Below are 16,279 nucleotides of genomic sequence, written 5' to 3'. Positions count from 1 at the left end.
ACAGGCCTATAAGTATTTGTTTTGTAGGCAAAAAACTATTTTTAATTTTTAACAAAATGTTCACGATCTCGCCCTGATTACCCTATCCCAAGTAGAAAGGATTTTGGCGATTTTCTTTTGTTCTGGCAGTGAATCAGGAACCCAAATACATTGTGATTCAAATGTGGTTTTGTTAATTATTGGAACTGCTTGGGTTCCTGCTAATTTTGCAATATATGCAGCTCTCAACTCTAACTGATAATATACATAATCATCGTCGTAATCTGGCTTGGGGATCACAACATTAATTTGCTGATTTGTTGCTAGCGTGCATCCCGCAAGCCCTATTTTTCCGATTGTTGAGCCAATGCAAGTGAAAAGCGTAGCACCTGCTCTTACACTTCTTGCTTTTTCCATTCCTTGGGAGGATAAACTCTTAATACTAGAGTTTATCAATTTATGCGCACCTAAATCAGCCGGAGATACAAAAGGATATTTCCCATTGTAATACTCAGGGTTGCTGGTTGGTGGAGTATTTCCTGTTACGACTGCACCGACATCAGAAATTAACTTCTGAGACCACCCCTTAGGCACCATAGCCCAGCTCCTCCAGATACTTGGCCATCTCGATTTCCAGCTCGGCCAGTTGGGCTTTTAGTTGCTCCCGCTCGGCACGTACCGCCAGCAGATCGATCTCCTCCTCTTCTTCGAAGGTATCCACATAGCGGGGGATATTGAGGTTGTAGTCGTTATCGATGATCTCTTTAAGCGAGGCGAGATAGGCATATTTATCGACATTGCCACCATTGCGGTAGGTGGCGACAATTTTGGCGATATTCTCCGCGCTCAGCAGATTCTGGTTTTTACCCGCCTTGAACTCGCGACTGGCGTCGATAAACAGCACATTGTCGTCCACCTTCTGCTTTTTAAAGATCAGGATGGCGGCGGGGATGCCGGTGCCGTAGAAGAGCTTCTCCGGCAGGCCGATCACCGCGTCGAGCAGGTTTTCGTCGATAAGCGCCTGGCGGATCTTGCCCTCAGACGAGCCCCGGAACAGCACGCCGTGAGGCACCACCACCCCCATGCGCCCACTCTTGGGTTTGAGGGTCTCAATCATATGGAGGATAAAGGCGTAATCCCCCTTGGTCTTGGGCGGGATGCCGCGCTTGAAGCGACCGAACTTATCGTGCTCGGCCTCGTCATGACCCCATTTATCCAAGCTAAACGGCGGGTTGGCGGTGACAATATCGAAGCGCAGCAGGTTGCCATTGCCATCGAGCAGCTTGGGGTTGCGGATGGTGTCGCCCCACTCGATCTTGTGGTTGTCTTCCCCGTGCAGGAACATGTTCATCTTGGCCAGCGACCAGGTAGAGCCAATAGCCTCCTGCCCGTAGAGGGCGTAGTGCTTCTCGCCATGGTTTGCCACCACCTTGCGGCCGCACTTCATCAACAGTGACCCCGAGCCACAGGCCGGATCGCAGATGGTGTCGCCCGGCATCGGCTCCAGCAGCTCGGCAATGAGATCGGAGACTTCGGGCGGGGTATAGAACTCCCCCGCCTTCTGGCCGCCGCTGGCGGCGAAGTTCTTGATGAGATACTCATAGGCGTTGCCGATCACATCCAGGGTGCCGACCCGACTCGGTTTGAGGTTGAGCTCATCCTTGGCAAAGTCTTCCATCAGGTGGCGCAGTATGGTGTTCTTCTGCTTCTCTTCGCCGAGGCGGTCGGTGTTGAAGCTGATGTCCTGAAACACGCTCTTGCCCGCGTCTTTGAGCTTGGTGCCATTGGCCTCTTCGATGGCGTGCAGCGCCTGATCGATCCGCTCGCCGTTGCCCGGCTCGTGACGACGCTCGAACAGGCTGTAGAAGCTGGCCTGTTTGGGCAGCACGAAACGCTCGTTTTTGAGCATCTCTTCAATGAGCTCCGGCTCATCGCCATATTCGGCCTTGTAGCCATCGTAGTGATCCTGCCAGACATCGGAGATGTATTTCAGGAACAGCATAGTGAGCACGAAATCTTTATAGGTATCAGGGCTGACAGTGCCGCGAAAGGTATCGCAGGCAGACCAGAGGGCCTTGTTGATATCGTCCTGGTTTATCGAGGTAGTCATAAGTCACAATTCCTTGGGTATTTCTTGGAAAAATGGGCTGCTCAGCGAAACTATTTCGGTTGCTGATCGGATTGTTCGAGCAGGCTGGCAGCGATGGCCTGCATCATCTGCTCGCCGTTACGTTGCAGTTGTTGCATCAGGTTCCGTTCTTCACGCAGGCTGTGGGCCAGCTTCATGATGGCGGCCTGTCTCGCAAGAGATGGGATGCCGATAGGGGCCTCCTCCAACACCTGACGGCGAATACTTTTTGCCGCGCTGCCTTCGGCGTGAAGCTCGAAGTAGCGCTGGCAAGGGGACTGATTGAGCTGCCAGGCCAGAAATTCGGGACTGAGCGCCTCGCTATGTAACCGCACCACATAGAAGTGAGGGGCGGCTACGGCGGGCAATGGTGCAAGCCCGGTATCAACCAGCACGGCATAGTTAGTGCTGCCACGGGCCGCCACCAAGATATCGCCGGTTTGCAGCCAGTCAGGTTCCTTCTTGCTGGTAGGCTCAGAACGAAGGCAGGCAGACCAGTCAACCCCCCCTTCTGGCGAGGCATCTCTCATCTGCACCACGGCCATGCTGCCGGAATCGATCTCCGGGATCTTGCCGCGATAGGGGTGCCCAGCACTGATGGTGGCAATTTGGTTCAGCTTCACAAAAAATCTCTTCATCGTTAATGATGCAGTCACAGTGTGTCGCATCTGACACTACTGAGTCAATATCAATGCCCATTATTTTGCATCAATGGAAATGATGCTTTTATGTGTACCATTAACAAGAGGTAGACCCTGACCTGCCTGAAAGATCCAACCGAGATCATTTTTGTAATTTAATTACAGATATTCACCGCACAAAATAAAAAGGCCCTGCTGTTGCAGGGCCTTTGAGTTTCCAACTTGAATGGTCGGTTTCCAACTTCAATGTCACGGTTTCCAACTTAAATGGCCGTGATCAGCACGCCACTTACTTGGCGTAATCCTCGGTCGGGATACAGGCACAGAACAGGTTGCGATCGCCGTAAACGTCGTCGATGCGATTCACTGACGGCCAGAGCTTGCTGGCGCGCACGGCGTCGGACGGGAAAACCGCCTCGGCGCGGCTGTAGCCACGGGACCACTGCTCATCCATCACGTCATCCTGAGTGTGCGGGGCATGGACCAACGGGTTGTCAGTGAGGCTCCACTGCCCATCCTGCACCTTGGCAATCTCGGCGCGAATCGCAGTCATCGCCTCGACGAAGCGATCCAGCTCGCGCTTGGATTCAGATTCGGTCGGCTCGACCATCAGGGTGCCCGCCACCGGGAAGCTCATGGTCGGCGCGTGGAAGCCGTAGTCCATCAACCGCTTGGCCACGTCCATCTCGCTGATGCCGGACGCCTCTTTGAGCGGGCGGATATCCAGGATGCACTCGTGGGCCACCCGACCGTTGCGGCCGGAGTAGAGCACCGGGAAGGATTCACCCAGCTTCTTGGCCAAGTAGTTGGCGTTGAGGATGGCGACCTGAGTGGATTTCTTCAGCCCTTCGTCACCCAGCATGGCGATATACATCCAGCTGATGGGCAGGATGCTGGCCGAACCGAACGGTGCCGCCGACACGGCGCCGTTGTCACGGCTCTCCTTGTCGGTCTTGACTACGGCGTGACCGGCCACGAACGGCGCCAAGTGTTTCTTCACGCCGATGGGGCCCATGCCCGGGCCGCCACCGCCATGAGGAATGGCGAAGGTCTTGTGCAGGTTGAGGTGTGACACATCCGCCCCGATAAAGCCTGGCGCCGTCAGCCCGACTTGCGCGTTCATGTTGGCGCCGTCGAGGTAAACCTGACCACCGTGCTGGTGAACGATGTCGCACACCTCCTTGATGGTCTCCTCATACACCCCGTGGGTGGAGGGGTAGGTCACCATCAGACAGGAGAGCTGATCACCCGCCTCGGCGGCCTTGGCGCGCAGGTCGTCCAGATCCACGTTGCCGGCCTTGTCACAGGCGGTGACGATCACCTTGAGCCCCGCCATCTGGGCAGAAGCCGGGTTGGTGCCGTGGGCAGAAGCCGGAATGAGGCAGATGTCGCGATGCCCCTCGCCGCGAGACTCATGATATTTCTTGATGGCGAGCAGACCCGCGTACTCGCCCTGTGCACCTGAGTTGGGCTGCATGCAGACCGCATCGTAACCGGTCACCTTCACCAGCCAGTTTTCGAGGTCGGCCAGCAGCAGCTGATAGCCCTTGGCCTGCGCCAGCGGGGCGAACGGGTGCAACTTGCCGAACTCGGGCCAGGTCACCGGGATCATCTCGGCGGTGGCGTTGAGCTTCATGGTGCAGGAGCCCAAGGAGATCATGGCGTAGTTGAGCGCCAGATCTTTGGCTTCGAGACGGTGGATGTAGCGCAGCATCTCGGTCTCGGAGTGGTACTTGTTGAACACCTCGTGGGTCAGCACGGCATCGGTGCGCAGCAGATCCTGCGGGATGGCGTGATGGGCCTGCGCCGCCTTGTCGAGGGCCTCGATATCGAGCCCGTGACCTTGACCGAGGAAGAGATCAAACAGCTCGACCACATCAGCGCGGGTGGTGGTTTCAGAGAGCGACACGCCCACTGCACCGTCGAGGTCTGCACGCAGGTTGATGCCGAGCCCCTCGGCCTTGGCGATCAGCTCAGATTTGCCCGCGGTCAGCACTGTGAGAGTATCGAACCAGCTGGCGTGCTTGAGGGCCACACCCTTGGCCTTGAGGCCGAGCGCCAGAATGGTGGTCAGACGGTGCACGCGGGAGGCGATGGTTTTCAGCCCGACCGGGCCGTGGTAGACGGCGTAGAAGCTCGCCATGTTGGCCAGCAGCACCTGTGCAGTACAGATGTTGGAGTTGGCCTTCTCGCGGCGGATATGCTGCTCGCGGGTCTGCATCGCCATGCGCAGGGCGCTCTTGCCACGGGCATCCTTGGAGACACCAATGATGCGGCCCGGCATGGAGCGCTTGTAGGCATCGCGGGTGGCGAAGAAGGCGGCGTGGGGGCCACCATAGCCCATGGGTACGCCAAAGCGCTGGGCTGAGCCCAACACCACGTCGGCCCCCAGCTCGCCCGGGGATTTGAGCAGCAGCAGAGAGAGCAGATCGGCGCTGACGCAGGCCAGCCCTTTCTGGGCCTGTACCGCGGCGATAAGCGCCCGCAGATCTTTCACCTCACCTGTGGTGGTGGGGTACTGGAACAGGGCACCAAACACCTCTTCACTCACCGCATCGCTCGCGGCGCCGACCACCACGTCGAAACCGAAGTGAACTGCGCGCTCCTTGACCACGTCGATCACCTGCGGGTGCACGTCATCGGCCACGAAGAAGAGATTGGATTTGGACTTGGCCATCCGCTTGGCCAGCGCCATCGCTTCGGCAGCGGCGGTCGCTTCATCCAGCAGGGAGGCACTGGCCAGATCCATGCCGGTGAGATCCAGCGTCAGCTGCTGGAAGTTGAGCAGGGCTTCGAGACGGCCCTGCGCCAGCTCGGGCTGGTACGGGGTGTAGGCGGTATACCAGCCCGGGTTTTCCAGCACGTTGCGCAAAATGACGTGGGGCACATGGGTATCGTGATAACCCATGCCGATATAGCTCTTGGCAATCTTGTTCTGGGCGGCATAGCCCCTGAGCTTGGCCAGCGCCTCCACTTCGGTCATACCGGCACCGATCCCCAGCGGGCCCGGCAGGCGAATGGCGGCGGGCACGGTCTGGGCAATCAAATCGTCCAGACTCTCGGCCCCGACGGTCGCCAGCAGCTGGCGCAGCTCTTCCTCGCCCGGGCCGATATGGCGGCGGACAAAATCGGTTTTTTGCTCGAGTTCAAACAGTGACTGGGTCATTTCCCTATTTCCTGGTAAATAAGTCCTGGCATGAAATCCTGATAACCAAGACCTGATGTTCCTGATGGTCGGCTGATACCGACGCCACTCATGTTCGCTATGCCGCAGCCAAGAGAGCACGGCACTGGATGCTCGCTGGCACCCCGGGGATCACCCTGTAAACCGCGCTGGCTAAACCACAACACGCCGGATACGAGTGACTTCACCCTGCTGTCGACTCCGTCGGCAGCGATACAAAAGGCCCCGCACGTTGGTGCAGGGCCGGGGGCATTACTCTTCGTCCACCACGTTCTGGTAGCCTTCGGCATCCAGCAGGTTGGCCAGCTCGCTCTCGTCATCGAGCTTGATGCGGAACAGCCAGCCAGCGCCGTAGGGGTCGGAGTTGACCAGCTCGGGGCTCCCTTCCAGCTCGTCGTTGACGGCAATGATCTCGCCGCTCACCGGGCTGTAGATGTCGGAGGCAGCCTTGACCGACTCGGCCACGGCGCAGTCGTCACCGGCACTGACCTGCTTGCCCACTTCCGGCAGCTCGACAAACACCATGTCACCCAGCAGCTCCTGGGCGTGCTCGGTGATACCGACCACGGCCTCGCCGTTGGCTTCAACACGGATCCACTCGTGGGAAGTGGCATATTTCAGTTCGCTCGGGATATGGCTCATTTGTGCTTCCTTTGATCTTTGAGTCGCGTTTAAAAACGAATATGAAAAGGGATGGGGGGAGGCACTGCCCTCCCCCAAGACGGTATTAAACCAGCTTCTGGCCGTTACGGACGAAAGCGGGCTTGGTGACCTTCACGGTGACCAGCTTCTTGCGGATCTCCACCTCGGCCAGTTCACCGATATCACGGGGCACCCGCGCCAAGGCAATACTGTAGCCGAGGGTGGGGGAGAAAGAGCCGGAGGTGATCACACCTTCCCGCTTCTCACCGTTTGCCGCGGTGAAGGTGACCGGCATACCGGCACGCAGCACCCCTTTCTCTTCCATCACCAGACCCACCAGCTTGGGCTGGTTGCCCGCCGCTCTCTGTGCTTCCAGCACGTCGCGGCCGATGAAGTGGCGATCGCTCGGCTCCCAGGCGATGGTCCAGGCCATATTGGCAGCGAGTGGAGAGACTGACTCATCCATGTCCTGACCGTAGAGGTTCATCCCCGCTTCGAGGCGCAGGGTATCGCGGGCACCGAGACCACAGGGAGCGACGCCGTTATCCAGCAGCGCTTGCCACAGCTCGCAGGCCTTCTCTTGCGGCACCACGATTTCATAACCATCTTCGCCGGTGTAACCGGTAGTGGCGATAAAGAGATCGCCAGCCTGCACGCCGAAGAAGGGCTTCATTCCCACCACGGCAGTGCGCTGGGCAGCGCTCAGCACAGCAGCAGCCTTGACCTTGGCGTTGGGGCCCTGCACCGCGATCATCGCCAGCTCGGGGCGCTCGGTCACGGTGACGTCGAAATCGATGGCGTGATGGCGGATCCAGGCCAGATCCTTCTCGCGGGTGGCGGAGTTGACCACCAGCCGGTAGAAGGTATCGGTCAGGTAATAGGTGATGAGGTCATCGATCACCCCGCCTTCCGGATTGAGCATGCCGCTGTAGAGAGCCTTGCCGGGGGCAGTGAGTTTGGCCACGTCGTTGGCCAGCAGATGTTGCAGAAAGGCTTTGACCCGTTCGCCGGTCAAATCGACGATGGTCATGTGGGAGACATCGAACATACCGGCATCGCTGCGCACCGCGTGGTGCTCTTCCAGCTGGGAGCCGTAGTTGATGGGCATTTCCCAACCGTGGAAGTCCACCATCTTGGCGCCGGCTTCCAGGTGTTTGGGATGCAGTACAGTAGTCTGGATCATCGCATTCTTTCCTTAGCAAAAAGCCTTTTCGCTTTGGCGACCACCCTTGCGACCCGCGCCACCGCTCTGACTGCGCTGCGCGCAGCAAAAAGCGACCGGATCCAAAAGTGTGTGCTCGCTCCTGCCCTTGCCAGGCAAGAGGGATTCCTTGAACGGAGCGGATTATATGACAAGCAGGCGAGCGTGCCGCTCAAAAAAAACTAATCCCCCTCCCGTAAAACTGACTCCAGACACTAAGATAAATGCAGTGATAAAAACAGCTATAAGCCGACTCAGGCGAGATTAAATTTTGATTTTTACCGTTTCGTCACAATTTGCAGAAAAACGTTTCGCTCCGTAGCAAAATTAAAGGCTGACACCCAAAACGGGTCATCAGCCTTGTCGGATTACTTTTGTTGTCAAAAAGCGCGAGTAATATTAGTTTTTTTCACCCTTGGCCTGCATGGCACTGCCCTTGGTCGCCGCAACTGCCCAGTCAGGACGGGCCAATGCGGGCAACTCTCCCTCCAGCCCCATGGCGGCGCGGATCACCCCCTCCTTGAAGGGCGTCAGCAGATTGGCTGCCCGCAACCCCACCCCCCGCACCAGCTTCTTGAGCGGGTTGGCGCCGCTGAACAGCCGCTTGAGCCCTTCCATCGCCGCCAGCATGCGAGCCGCTTCGCTCTTGCGCCAGCGCTCGTAGCTGCGCAGGTTGGCGAGCAGGCCGATATCCTCGCCCGCGGCATGATTTCGCAAGATCTGCTCCGCCAGAGCGGCAGCATCCAGCAGGCCGAGGTTTACCCCCTGCCCCGCCAGCGGGTGGATGGTATGGGCTGCATCCCCCACCAGCACCAGCCGCTCACGGGCAAAATCGCGGGCATAGCGGGCGGTGAGCGGAATGGCGCTGCGCGGCCCTTGTACCTTGCACAGGCCGAGACGAGCGTCAAAGGCGGCAGTGAGCTGGCGATTGAACTGCTCGTCATCGCAGGCACTGAGTGCCTCGGCGCGGGCCGCAGGCAGCGACCAGACGATGGAACAGAGGTTCTCCTGCCACAGCGGCAAGAAGGCGAGCGGGCCATCCGGGGTGAAGATCTGGCGAGCTACTGCCTCGTGGGGCTCGGCGCAGCGCACGGTTGCCACCAGCGCGTGGTGGCCATAATCCCAGCTGGTTAGGGGGATATCGGCCTGACGGCGTACCCAGGAGTGAGCGCCATCGGCAGCCACCACCAGTTTGGCCGAGATGGCCTGACCATCTTCAAGGAGCAGCAGGGCGCCCGCCGGGCCGCTCTGCAGGCTCTTGGCTCTGGCGGGGGTCAGCAACTGGATATTGCTGGCACCAGCAATGGCTTCAAGCAATGCCAGCTGGATCACCCGATTCTCAACGATATGGCCGAGGTTGGCCTGACGCAGGCTGGCGGCATCGAAGTCGATATGGCCGAAACTGTCTTGCTCCCACACCGCCATCTTGTCGTAGGCCTGCAGGCGGCGCGCTTCGATGCCGTCCCAGGCACCAACATGGCGCAGGATCTGCTGGCTGGCCAGGCTCAGGGCGCTGACCCGATTATCGGCCACCTCCCCCAGCTGCGGATCGGGCAATTGCCCCTCCACCACCAGCACCTTGAGGGCGCTATGTTTCAGGGCCGCAGCGAGCCCCAGCCCCACCATGCCGCCACCGACAATCACCACATCCACATTTTGCATCTGCATCATCTCATCCTTTCAGGGCTGACCGGCTGGCCAGCGAGGGGACGCCCGCAGGCATTCCCTCTTAGTTCATTACGTTTTGCTCAACGAATGGCGGTCACCATCTTCCGGTCGACATGTTCCGCTCAACATGCGCTGGCTAGTTGCCGCACACATCAGAGACAAAGCCCAGGGTGCGCGAGGCGAGCGGCGCCTTGAGGCACGAGAATCGCCCCATCAGGGTGAGCGCCAGATTGCGCCCCGCCACCAGCGGATCGTGACCATTGGAGAAGAGCTGGGCCAGCGAAGAGGTGAGCCAGACGGTCTGCGCCTGATCGCGCTGACGCTGCTGCCAGTAACCGCTCAGCACCTTGAAGCTGCCGATATCCTCCCCCTCTGCCAACGCCTTGGCTACGGCGTCGGTAAGCAGATCCAGATCCCGCATCCCGAGGTTGAAGCCCTGTCCGGCGATAGGGTGCAGGGCGTGGGCGGCATTACCGACCAGCACGGTACGCTGGGCCAGCGGATAGTCGCAGGCGGTCAGAATGAGCGGATAGACGTTACGCACGCCACATCGCTCGAAGCGGCCGAGCCGCCAGCCAAAGGCCTGCTGCAGACGGGCAAGAAACGCCGCCTCATCGAGGGCCATCAGTTCATCCACCTCATGCTGCCCGACGCTCCACACCAGCGAGGAGAGCCCCTCCTGCATCGGCAGCAGGGCCAGCGGGCCCCCTTCGGTAAAGCGCTCGAAGGCGCGTCCTTCTGGGTCTTGCGCCGTTTTGACCGTGGCGATGATGGCGTGTTGCTCAAAGTCGTGGCGGGTCACCGGCAACTTGAAGTGCTGACGCACAAACGAGTTGCCCCCGTCGGCGGCCACCAGCAAGCGAGTCTCAATCTGTTCACCGCTCTCGAGGGTGAGGGTCACCTTCTCCTCATCGGGTTCTATCTCGCGCACCCGGGCCGGACAACAGACCCGAATATTGGTGGTGGCAGCCATCGCCTGTTGCAACTCATTGCCAGCAGCCGTCAGCTCGATCACCTGGCCCAGCGCAGGCAGACCGTATTCGGCGGCCGACAGGCGAGCCTGACCGCAGTGCCCTCGATCCGAGACATGAATGTGGGTAATGGGGGCGCAGTGAGGGGCAAACAGCGGCCAGAGTCCGCGTCGCAACAGCGCATCGCAGGTACCGGCCGAGAGCGCAATGGCGCGGGCGTCGAACCCTGAATGGGTGTGCTGTTCGGGGACGCTTGCCTCCAGCAGCAGGATCTCGAGGGGGGAGCCATCGGATCGAAGCAGGGCCGCCAGCGAGAGCGCCAGCACGGCACCGCTCATTCCACCGCCGACCAGGGTGACATCGACCTGTCGCACATCAGATTGAGACATAAGCAGAGAGGAAGAAGTGAAAAAGGTGGCCTCATGCTATCACAAAGCCGCTGGCCGAATGCGAGGTCACCGGCAAAAAACCGGTTGCGCCTCACAGGGTTAGCCACCACGAGGGAATAAAAAAGAGCGCCATCAGGCGCTCTTGCAGATTCAGTAAGGGCCGCGTTGACCCGCATCTCAATGAAGGGTCGGCGGCGCGCTCGGGGTATCGGGGCGCTTGCCAAACTCTTCGAAGGCCATCATGACCCCCAGTTTGACGTGTTCGTAGAGCACCAGGAAGGAAGCTTCGTTCTCGTCATCTTCCTGATCGAACTCGGCAGAGACCTGAGTGATGCTGGCGATATCCTGGATCATCTCCTGTAGCTCTTCCGACGCACGGGAGAGCTCCTGCTGCACCACGCCGAAACCGGCCAGAAATGCCTGTGACCAGTCCACCAGCGAATCGATGCGCTCATCAAGGGGAGCATCATCGCTTGGCAGCAGCAGCTCGACGCCCTTCTGGGCCATCAGGCTCTCGACCACATTGTGATAAAGATCGGTCATCACCTGGCGCACCGGGGCCGGCAGGCCGAAACCGTCGTTCACCAGATCGTTGAAATGGGGCAGCCAGCTCTTGTCGTCCAGTGCCACGCCGCCGCACACCAGACCGCAGATCACACCATGGGCCTCTACTGCGCTGGCCATCAGCTCATGCTGTTCCATGATGTCGGCCACTGCCGCATATTTAAGGGGGTTCGTTTTGCTCATCGAGGATCCGCTCAAAGTTCAGTCAAATTTGCAGAATTAATGGTCAGGATCCTAGCATTCTCCCTCTTCCAGAGCCAGCAAGGCCTTGAAACTTATGCATCTGCGCTATATAGTCCCGCCCAGTTGTCCACGTGGATAAAGGCGGAAATCAGCTCCGCCGTATTGAGGAAGGCATGAGCACAGAGGCCGTAGAAATCGTCATTTTGGGACGTCCCTACAAGGTATCCTGTCCCTTGGGACAGCAGGATGCCCTGCGCCAGGCCGCCGAGCAGCTGACCGACAAGTTGATCGACCTGCGTCAACGTTCCAAAGTCTCCAGCAACGAGCAATTGGCGATCATGGCGGCGCTCAATTTCTGTCATGAGCTCTGCCTTGAAAAAGAGAAGAACCACCAATACTCTGAGACCATGGACAAGCGGATCAAGATGCTGCAGCGCACCATCGAAGCGGCCCTGATCGAGCACGGACAATATGGTGATTCCAGCGAAGAGGGGCAACAGCCCTAATCGCAAACCGTTTTAAAATTCCCTGGGATGTTTGTCAGCCGGTTCAAGTCCCCGAGCCGATAATCATACCCAACAGGGGATCGGCCTTCTGGCTATTGCGCATGCTCGGCACGACCGAGAAGCCTGCGGTCAGATTCGATTCCCGCCTTGAACCTACGGTTCAAGGGCCCAAACCGGCAACGGCATCTCGGGGTACCAACAGCAAAAGCCCGTCACCAGCGTGACGGGCTTTTTCTTTGCCTGAAGTTCACCTCACCGCAGCGATCACCCCATCAAGCGAATGCGATCTCCCTGCCCGTTCTTCGGATAAAACAAAGCCCACCGCTGAGGGTGGGCTTGCTCCAGGCGCAAAGAGAGCGGCTGATCAGATGGCCATCTGCTCGTGGGGGGAGCCGTGGTGGCGCAACCAGACAAAGCTCAGCGCCACGATCAGCACCATCAGGGTCATGATGGCCCCCAGGGTCACCTGACCGGTCATCGGGAAACCGGCGGCCAGCAGAGTCACGACACCGGCCCCCAGATTCTGCATCCCGCCGAGAATGGCACCGGCTGTGCCGGCCTGACCCGGGAAGGGTTCGATGGCGCAGGAGGTCGCGGTCGGGTAGAGAATGCCGCTACCGATGAAGTAAACCGCTGCGCCGCCGACCAGCGAGGCGGCACTCACCACGCCAAACAGCCCCGGCACCAGAATGATCAGCGATCCCAGCGCCAGAAAGGCGATACCCAGACGCATCAGCTTGCCCTGGCTCAGGCGAAAGCTCAGCTTGGCAGAGAGCCAGGCACCGAACAGATAGCCGGGCAACGGCAGCACGAACAGCACGCTCACGGTGCGGGCGCTCAGTTGCAGCACATCACCGAGCAATACACCGGCCGCTGCTTCAAACACCGCCAAACCGGCAAAAGTCGCCATCAGGCAGAGCAGGTTGCCCTGAAAGCGCGGGTTACCGAGCACGTGGCGATAGGCGGCGCCGACGCGCAGCGGCTGACGGGCAGCAACGGGCAGGGTCTCGCCAAACCAGGCCAGAATGGCCAGAGTCGCCACGGCGCCAAAGCCGAACAGGAACCAGTAACCGGCGCGCCAGTTGAACAGCTCGGTCAACCAGCCACCCAGCACAGGTGCCAGCAGCGGGGAGAAGATCACCCCCATGCTCACCAGACTGTTGGCGCGGTTGAGCTCGGCGCCGTTGTAGCGATCGCGCATCACGGTGCGGCTCATGGCACCACCGGCACCGGTCCCCAGCCCTTGAATAAAGCTGCCCACCAGCAAGGCGGTGAAGTGCGGGATGAGCTGGATGGTCAGGGTGCCCACCAGAAACACCATCATGCCGACGATCAGCACCGGGCGACGGCCGATACGATCAGACAGCGGCCCGTAGACAAACTGGGAGAGGCCATAGGGGATCAGGTAGCAAGCCATCACCGCCTGCAGCTGGCCCGAGGCCACATTGAAATCCCCCGCCATCATCGGAATGGAGGGAACATAAAGGGTCTGGGTCATCTGGCCCACAGCGACCATCAGAATGGTCAATAAAAACAACGGATAAAAACTGTGCCGATCCATATCAGTCCCAAAAAATCGAAAAAATGCTGCCGCCCCTCTGGCACAAAATAGCCCAGAGGAATCCGATCACAGATGCTGTGATGCAATCAAAAACAGTGTTGGAAACAATAGGCGGGGAGCCCGCCAGACCACCGCACAGGACGCTTGGTGGTATGGGGGCATCATAGTGACTCAGCTCACAAAAAACGAACGAATCTTTATAATCAGCTTGCCCTAGTTTTTCTAATATTACGGGGCAAAGCGCCCCGTCGGCAGTTAAAAATCAACGCGTTACCATCTGCTGCGCCTGCTTGATCAGCTCATCGGGCTGCTCCTTGCGCGGCGGTATGGTGATCCCCTTCTGGCAGGCAGGCTTCTCTGCCATACGGGCCATCCAGGCTTGCAGATGAGGCAAGCCTTCGATCGAGATGCCGCTCCAGTCATAAATACGCACCCAGGGCCAGGTGGCAATGTCGGCGATGCTGTACTCATCCGCCAGATATTCGTGGTGGGCCAGATGGCTGTCGAGCACCTCGAACAGGCGGCGCCCCTCTTTCTGATAACGCTCGATGGCGGCGGGGATCTTCTCCGGGAAGTAACGATAGAAGACGTTGGCCTGCCCCATCATGGGCCCGACCCCGCCCATCTGGAACATCAGCCACTGGATGGCCTGAGAGCGGCGTTTGGGATCGGCGGGCAGCAACTTGCCCGTTTTCTCCGCCAGATAGATGAGGATGGCACCCGATTCGAACACGGCGAAATCGTCGTTATCCCGATCGACGATAGCCGGAATGCGGCCATTGGGGTTGATGGCCAGAAACTCCGGCTTTTTTTGATCCAGCGCCGACAAATCGAGGGGAATGACCCGATAGGGCAAACCCAGCTCTTCGAGGGCGATTGCCACCTTGAAACCATTGGGGGTCGCGGCGGTGTAAAAGTCGATCATGATTCACTCCTTGTTGGTCATAGCCGGATAGTTCGAATCGGAATAGTACGACTCGAAATAGTAGGGGTCGGTATAGATAGCTCGGCTCGATGGTGAGACCAAACTGTTGCTGCCTCATCTTGCAACAAATCGCCGACAGCAGGCCATTAAAAAGCAACACACCGGCCCGCGGTGTGTTGCTTGTGTAATCAAAAAAACAGGCGTGACTAGTTGAGCATGGCGACCGGCTTGCGCTGGCGCAGCATGATCAGGCGGGAAAGCAGCGGGAAGTAGGACTCCAGCTTGCTCAGCAACACCCGGCTGCAGGCAGGCTCGGCCAGCTCCGACTCATCCAGCACGATGCCGTTTGAGACAAAATAGAAACGGGGATCCCGCACATCCGGCCCGCAGACCGTCAACTCCTTGTCCCCCTTGCGGATCAGCAGTGGCAAGACCGGCAAGCCGATCGTCTCGTCCTCTGCGCGGGCAAATCCGGCATCCTGCCAGGGGGCATCCCCGTCGATCAGCAGGATCGCCGCCTCCGTCTTGGCCGGTTGCCACTGGGCAAGGGGGGTCACGGCGATGTGGGCAAAGTGATCACCATACTCCGGTGATGACCGCAAAATGGCCAACAGACCTTCACTGGTCGCTGACACGTTCTGACTCACTAATGACAAATTCATGGCTCATATCCCTATGCTCATGACAGCCGGTATCAGGCTGCTGGGATAAGACTAGCGCAGATCTGGTCTATATTGGAGCCGTCAAATCTGGCAGTGCTAATCAATTGGTCGTAGGGGGATAACAGTTGCCATCGCACAAAATACTGGTATCATACGGCGTCCTTTTATCCCCCGTTCTTTAACATCCAGTGGTGAACCTATGCATCCGATGCTGAATATCGCCGTGCGCGCTGCGCGCAACGCCGGTCAAGTTGTAGTAAAAGCCTTCTCCCAGCCCGAGAACATTGAGGCTATCCAAAAAGGCAGCAATGACTTCGTGACCAACGTTGACCGTGAAGCCGAAGCGGCCATCATTCACACCATCAAAAAATCTTACCCGGAACACAGCATTGTTGCTGAAGAGTCCGGTGAGATTGCCGGTACCAATCCGGACTACCAATGGATCATTGACCCGCTGGATGGCACAACCAACCTTGTCAAAGGCATTCCGCACTTTGCCGTTTCCGTCGCGCTGCGCGTGAAAGGCAAAACTGAACAAGCCGTTGTTTACGATCCCATCCGTGACGAACTGTTCACTGCTACCCGTGGTAACGGCGCCCAGCTGAACGGCTACCGCATCCGTGTCGGCAAAGCCAAAGAACTGGCTGGCACCGTGCTGGCAACCGGTTTCCCCTATAAGCAAAAGCATCACATCGAGCCGTACCTGAAGATGTTCCAGAGCATGTTCATCGAATGTGCCGACATCCGTCGCTCCGGTTCTGCCGCGCTGGATCTGGCCTATGTGGCCGCCGGTCGCGTCGATGGTTTCTGGGAAATCGGCCTGAAGCCGTGGGACACCGCAGCCGGTGAACTGCTGGCCAAAGAAGCCGGCGCCATCGTCACCGACTTCGTAGGTGGTCACAACTACGAAAACTCCGGCAACATCGTGGTTGCCAACCCGCGAGTCCTGAAAGAGATGCTCGGCAAGATCCGTGAAGAGCTGCCGGAATCCCTGGCCAAATAAGCCAGCTCCCCAGCATTCACCAACATAAAAAAAACCGGCGCAAGCCGGTTTTTTTGTCTCTGCAATTTATCT

The 16,279-nt window shown here is 58.7% G+C and carries 15 protein-coding genes and 1 other RNA gene; 4 read left to right on the top strand and 12 right to left on the bottom strand.

The features are described 5' to 3' along the window. Positions 1-60: 60 nt before the first annotated feature. The 6 genes from PG888_RS18705 to gcvT form a co-directional block, all read right to left on the bottom strand. Positions 61-576: a restriction endonuclease subunit S gene (locus PG888_RS18705; RefSeq protein ID WP_270694003.1), complete on the bottom strand. Its 516-nt coding sequence runs from the start codon at positions 574-576 to the stop codon at positions 61-63. Further along, positions 566-2,089 (bottom strand): type I restriction-modification system subunit M, encoded by a 1,524-nt coding sequence (locus tag PG888_RS18700; RefSeq protein ID WP_024946114.1) that lies wholly within the window; start codon positions 2,087-2,089, stop codon positions 566-568. The genes PG888_RS18705 and PG888_RS18700 overlap by 11 nt, the downstream gene beginning before the upstream one ends. Before the next feature lie 50 nt (positions 2,090-2,139). Continuing rightward, on the bottom strand, positions 2,140-2,730 hold the full coding sequence (locus PG888_RS18695; protein WP_024946113.1) for a restriction endonuclease subunit S: 591 nt from the start codon (positions 2,728-2,730) through the stop codon (positions 2,140-2,142). Positions 2,731-3,037: 307 nt separating this feature from the next. Further along, positions 3,038-5,914, bottom strand: a complete 2,877-nt coding sequence (gene gcvP, locus PG888_RS18690; protein ID WP_182937705.1) for an aminomethyl-transferring glycine dehydrogenase — start codon at positions 5,912-5,914, stop codon at positions 3,038-3,040. Between the two features lie 270 nt (positions 5,915-6,184). After that, entirely contained in the window at positions 6,185-6,574 is a 390-nt protein-coding gene (gene gcvH / locus PG888_RS18685; protein ID WP_139408747.1) for a glycine cleavage system protein GcvH, read from the bottom strand. Positions 6,575-6,659: 85 nt separating this feature from the next. Beyond that, complete coding sequence (gcvT, locus tag PG888_RS18680; protein ID WP_270694002.1) at positions 6,660-7,757, bottom strand: glycine cleavage system aminomethyltransferase GcvT; 1,098 nt, start codon at positions 7,755-7,757, stop codon at positions 6,660-6,662. On the opposite strand from gcvT, the gene PG888_RS18675 reads away from it, so the two are divergent. Continuing rightward, the gene (locus PG888_RS18675) at positions 7,734-7,961 is read left to right on the top strand and encodes a hypothetical protein (RefSeq protein ID WP_033138042.1); all 228 of its coding nucleotides are present in this window, start codon (positions 7,734-7,736) and stop codon (positions 7,959-7,961) included. The two genes, gcvT and PG888_RS18675, sit on opposite strands and share 24 nt — an antisense overlap. A gap of 213 nt (positions 7,962-8,174) precedes the next feature. Here the strand turns inward: PG888_RS18675 and PG888_RS18670 are convergent, their stop codons facing one another. The 3 genes from PG888_RS18670 to PG888_RS18660 form a co-directional block, all read right to left on the bottom strand. Further along, positions 8,175-9,443: an FAD-dependent 2-octaprenylphenol hydroxylase gene (locus PG888_RS18670; RefSeq protein ID WP_270694001.1), complete on the bottom strand. Its 1,269-nt coding sequence runs from the start codon at positions 9,441-9,443 to the stop codon at positions 8,175-8,177. A 136-nt stretch (positions 9,444-9,579) separates the two neighbouring features. Continuing rightward, a complete protein-coding gene (gene ubiH, locus PG888_RS18665) occupies positions 9,580-10,803 on the bottom strand; it encodes a 2-octaprenyl-6-methoxyphenyl hydroxylase (protein ID WP_270694000.1) in 1,224 nt (407 codons plus the stop codon). A 177-nt stretch (positions 10,804-10,980) separates the two neighbouring features. Then, the gene (locus PG888_RS18660; protein WP_005333908.1) at positions 10,981-11,550 is read right to left on the bottom strand and encodes a UPF0149 family protein; all 570 of its coding nucleotides are present in this window, start codon (positions 11,548-11,550) and stop codon (positions 10,981-10,983) included. 173 nt (positions 11,551-11,723) lie between these two features. Here PG888_RS18660 and zapA point away from each other — a divergent pair, with 173 nt between their 5' ends. Continuing rightward, positions 11,724-12,056, top strand: a complete 333-nt coding sequence (zapA, locus tag PG888_RS18655; protein WP_005333910.1) for a cell division protein ZapA — start codon at positions 11,724-11,726, stop codon at positions 12,054-12,056. A 16-nt stretch (positions 12,057-12,072) separates the two neighbouring features. Continuing rightward, positions 12,073-12,254: non-coding RNA, 6S RNA (gene ssrS, locus PG888_RS18650), on the top strand. 166 nt (positions 12,255-12,420) lie between these two features. On the opposite strand, the gene emrD is transcribed toward ssrS, so the two are convergent. From emrD to PG888_RS18635, 3 genes are all read right to left on the bottom strand, one after another. Continuing rightward, positions 12,421-13,617 (bottom strand): multidrug efflux MFS transporter EmrD, encoded by a 1,197-nt coding sequence (emrD, locus tag PG888_RS18645; protein ID WP_270693997.1) that lies wholly within the window; start codon positions 13,615-13,617, stop codon positions 12,421-12,423. A 262-nt stretch (positions 13,618-13,879) separates the two neighbouring features. Further along, positions 13,880-14,542 carry a glutathione S-transferase family protein gene (locus PG888_RS18640; RefSeq protein WP_042060215.1) on the bottom strand — a complete coding sequence of 221 codons (663 nt, stop codon included), beginning with the start codon at positions 14,540-14,542 and terminating at the stop codon, positions 13,880-13,882. Positions 14,543-14,748: 206 nt separating this feature from the next. Next, a complete protein-coding gene (locus PG888_RS18635; protein WP_075112662.1) occupies positions 14,749-15,204 on the bottom strand; it encodes a hypothetical protein in 456 nt (151 codons plus the stop codon). Positions 15,205-15,403: 199 nt separating this feature from the next. Here PG888_RS18635 and suhB point away from each other — a divergent pair, with 199 nt between their 5' ends. After that, positions 15,404-16,207, top strand: coding sequence for an inositol-1-monophosphatase (gene suhB / locus PG888_RS18630; RefSeq protein WP_042060219.1), 804 nt, complete (start codon positions 15,404-15,406; stop codon positions 16,205-16,207). The last annotated feature ends 72 nt before the right edge of the window (positions 16,208-16,279 follow it).

This window comes from Aeromonas sp. QDB23 (assembly GCF_027707745.1).
GTDB classification, from domain to species: Bacteria; Pseudomonadota; Gammaproteobacteria; order Enterobacterales; family Aeromonadaceae; genus Aeromonas; species Aeromonas allosaccharophila.
Note: the sequence above shows the minus strand (reverse complement) of the source record. Positions and strands in the feature narration are given on the sequence as shown.

Bases quoted from the DNA above. Each gene is read 5' to 3' on its own strand.
- suhB (WP_042060219.1), top strand. From the start codon at position 15,404: ATGCATCCGATGCTGAATATCGCCGTGCGCGCTGCGCGCAACGCCGGT.
- PG888_RS18700 (WP_024946114.1), bottom strand. From the start codon at position 2,089: ATGACTACCTCGATAAACCAGGACGATATCAACAAGGCCCTCTGGTCT.
- gcvT (WP_270694002.1), bottom strand. From the start codon at position 7,757: ATGATCCAGACTACTGTACTGCATCCCAAACACCTGGAAGCCGGCGCC.
- gcvH (WP_139408747.1), bottom strand. From the start codon at position 6,574: ATGAGCCATATCCCGAGCGAACTGAAATATGCCACTTCCCACGAGTGG.
- PG888_RS18670 (WP_270694001.1), bottom strand. From the start codon at position 9,443: ATGCAGATGCAAAATGTGGATGTGGTGATTGTCGGTGGCGGCATGGTG.
- gcvP (WP_182937705.1), bottom strand. From the start codon at position 5,914: ATGACCCAGTCACTGTTTGAACTCGAGCAAAAAACCGATTTTGTCCGC.
- PG888_RS18705 (WP_270694003.1), bottom strand. From the start codon at position 576: ATGGTGCCTAAGGGGTGGTCTCAGAAGTTAATTTCTGATGTCGGTGCA.
- PG888_RS18660 (WP_005333908.1), bottom strand. From the start codon at position 11,550: ATGAGCAAAACGAACCCCCTTAAATATGCGGCAGTGGCCGACATCATG.
- emrD (WP_270693997.1), bottom strand. From the start codon at position 13,617: ATGGATCGGCACAGTTTTTATCCGTTGTTTTTATTGACCATTCTGATG.
- zapA (WP_005333910.1), top strand. From the start codon at position 11,724: ATGAGCACAGAGGCCGTAGAAATCGTCATTTTGGGACGTCCCTACAAG.
- PG888_RS18675 (WP_033138042.1), top strand. From the start codon at position 7,734: ATGCAGTACAGTAGTCTGGATCATCGCATTCTTTCCTTAGCAAAAAGC.
- ubiH (WP_270694000.1), bottom strand. From the start codon at position 10,803: ATGTCTCAATCTGATGTGCGACAGGTCGATGTCACCCTGGTCGGCGGT.
- PG888_RS18640 (WP_042060215.1), bottom strand. From the start codon at position 14,542: ATGATCGACTTTTACACCGCCGCGACCCCCAATGGTTTCAAGGTGGCA.
- PG888_RS18635 (WP_075112662.1), bottom strand. From the start codon at position 15,204: ATGAATTTGTCATTAGTGAGTCAGAACGTGTCAGCGACCAGTGAAGGT.